At 70.2% G+C, this 2,771-nt stretch carries 4 protein-coding genes; all 4 read right to left on the bottom strand.

The annotated features are described in order from the left end of the window. Nucleotides 1-441, bottom strand: a 441-nt coding sequence (gene tsaB, locus WA965_RS03485; RefSeq protein WP_526447074.1) for a tRNA (adenosine(37)-N6)-threonylcarbamoyltransferase complex dimerization subunit type 1 TsaB, incomplete at its 3' end; no start/stop codon positions are given. Then, nucleotides 438-902: a tRNA (adenosine(37)-N6)-threonylcarbamoyltransferase complex ATPase subunit type 1 TsaE gene (tsaE, locus tag WA965_RS03480; protein WP_526302632.1), complete on the bottom strand. Its 465-nt coding sequence runs from the start codon at nucleotides 900-902 to the stop codon at nucleotides 438-440. The genes tsaB and tsaE, both read right to left, overlap by 4 nt. Further along, entirely contained in the window at nucleotides 895-1,980 is a 1,086-nt protein-coding gene (locus tag WA965_RS03475) for an alpha/beta fold hydrolase (protein WP_526302630.1), read from the bottom strand. Before WA965_RS03475 ends, tsaE begins: the two co-directional genes overlap by 8 nt. Then, on the bottom strand, nucleotides 1,977-2,771 hold a 795-nt coding region (gene alr, locus WA965_RS03470; protein ID WP_526447073.1), incomplete at its 5' end, for an alanine racemase. The genes alr and WA965_RS03475, both read right to left, overlap by 4 nt.

The following is a 2,771-nucleotide window of genomic DNA, read 5'->3' as shown; positions in this document are numbered from 1 at the left end:
GGGCACGTCGGCGGCCGCATTCACCGCCGGCCCGTCCACCCGCACCCCGTCGCGGTAGCGCGCCCAGTACACCTCACGGCGTCGCGCGTCGGTGACCACGAGCACCTCGCCGACGGTGCCGACGGCGATCGCGTCCAGACTGCACACGCCACGCACCGGGACGCCGAGAGCGTGGCCGAACGCGGCCGCAGTCGCCATCCCCACTCGAAGTCCCGTGAACGGGCCCGGGCCACACCCGACGATGACGGCATCGAGCTGATCGACAACGACCTCGGCGTCTCTCAGTGCGCCGACGATGTTGGGGGTCAACCGCTCCGCGTGCGCGCGCGCATCAACCGTCACCTGCTCGGCGAGCACCTCGACGACGTCACCGTCGAGTCGGACGACGCCCGCCGTGACCGCGGGCGTCGCGGTGTCGACTGCCAGCACCAGCCTGCTCACGGCCGACTCCACTGCCACATCGCCGTGCGCACATCGGTCTCCGGGGCACGCTCCAGCCGGATGTCGAGGTGGCTGTCCGACAGCCGCTCGGCGACGCCTTCACCCCATTCGACCACCACCACCGCGTCGTCGAGGTCGGTGTCGAGGTCCAGTGAATCCAGTTCGGCGAGCAGGTCGACCGACGCCTGATCGAGCAGCCGGTACAGGTCGACGTGCACCATCGCGGGGGCACCCGCGCGGCGCGGTCGATGCACACGGGCCAAGACGAATGTCGGCGAGACCACGGGTCCGTCCACGTCCATCGCCTGCGCGATCCCCTTGGCGAACACTGTTTTCCCGGCACCCAGCGGTCCGGACAGCACCACCACGTCGCCCGCGCGGAGGTCCTGACCGAGCCTGGCCCCCAGTGCGATGGTGTCGTCCGCGGTGAGCAGTTCGCAGGTACCCGACCGCTCATCCATGGGAGCGCACCCGCTCGCGCACCCGTCGGGTCAGCGCCACCAGCTTGGACGGGGTGGCCCGTTCGACCAGCCGCACCAGCGCATCGTTGATGACGTCCGGACGTTCGAGCTGCACCAGATGCCCTGCGTCACAGATGATCACGAGCTCCGACTTCGCCAGTTCGCCGGCCATCTCCTGGGAGTACTCCATCGGCGTGAGCAGGTCGCGGTCACCGCACGCCACCAGGGTCGGCACCTTGCTCAGCGTCTTGAGCCCGTCGGTCTCGTCGTGCACCTCGAGAGCGTGCAGGAACTCCACCAACGTGGCGATCGGGGTGTCATGCATCATCCGTTCGGAGAAAGCGACGACGCTGGGGCTGATCTTCTCGTCGCCGAATGACGCTGCGCGCAGGACGGGGCCGATCACCTTGCGCGCGGCGCCGCGGCCCCGGTGCACCAGCTTGGGGGCGTAACGCGCGGTGAAGCGCACCGCCTCCAACGCGGGGTTCCTGAGGATCTCGCCCAAGGGGGAGCGTGAAACTCCTTCTGCGGCAGAGGCGATCAGCGCAGCGCCGACGATGCGGGTCGGATAGCGCTGCGGGTACTGGCGGGCATGGGACAACACCGTCATGCCGCCCATGGAGTGACCGACCAGGACCACGGGCCCGCGGGGCGCCATCACCGCCAGCACGCTCTCCAGATCCTGGCCCAACTGTTCGACGGTGTAGGTGTCCGGCGACGACTCCCCGGACTGCCCGTGTCCGCGCTGGTCGTAGAACACCATGCGCACCTGCGGTCCCCACTGCTCCGAGAGCCGGGCGCGCTGGAAGTGGAACGAACCCATGCGCAGACAGAAGCCGTGAGCGAACACCACGGTCAGCGGCGCGTCCTGGGGACCTACCTCCCGTACGGCGAGCGGCACCCCGTCGGGGGTGGTCACCACACAGCTGCGGTCGGCGTCGAGCAGTTCGAAGTCCTCGTCGAGGTGCGGGTCCTCGCCCGTAAAGCGACGTCGCAGCGACCGTGCCGCCGACACCCCCGCCGCCGTGCCGACCGCGGAGACGCCCGCGGCGCCGGCCAACCAGCCTCGTCCGCTCACTTCGAGTCACCCCCGCGGTAGCTCCTGACGATCCGGCCCCGGGGACTGGTGACGACCTCGTAGTTGATGGTGCCCAGCAGTTCCGCCCAATCCTGCGCGGTCGGTTCGCCGTCGCCGCCCGGGCCGAACAGGATCGCGTCGTCGCCGACCGCGACCCCGGTGGGGTCCGGGCCGAGATCCACCACGAACTGGTCCATGCAGATCCGGCCGACGCCCGGGTACCGACGCCCGTTGATGGACACCTCGAGGCGGTTGCTCAGCGTTCGGAAGACTCCGTCGGCGTATCCGGCAGGGATCAGCGCGACGGTGGTGTCCCGCGGGGTGATCCAGGTGTGCCCGTAGGACACCCCGTCACCGGCTTTCAGCGAACGGATCAGCGCCACCGGACACATCACGGTCATCGCGGGGTGCAGCCCCATGTCGCCACGCTCCGGGACCGGGGTCTGGCCGTACACCGCGATCCCGGGGCGCACCATGTCGAACGCCAGGTCGGGGCGGGTCAGCGCCGCGGGCGAGTTGCTCAGGTGCACGACGTCGAAGCGCAACCCGTGTTCGCGAGCCGTGGTCGCCATGTCGGTGAGCCGTTGTGCCTGCAGATCGTTGAGCGGGTTGTCCGGGTCGTCCCCGTGCGCCAGGTGCGACATGATGCCTCGCATCCGCACCGCGTCGTCGGTCTGCGCCCGGCGCAGCGCGGCCAGCACCTCCGGATAGTCGGTCGGCGCGACGCCGTTGCGGCTGAGCCCGGTGTCCACCTTGACGGTGACCGAGGCCGTGCGCCCGGTGCGCCGGAC

The organism is Mycobacterium sp. (genome assembly GCF_049683935.1).
In the GTDB taxonomy this organism is placed as follows: domain Bacteria; phylum Actinomycetota; class Actinomycetes; order Mycobacteriales; family Mycobacteriaceae; genus Mycobacterium.
This window is presented reverse-complemented; position numbering and strand designations above follow the sequence as displayed.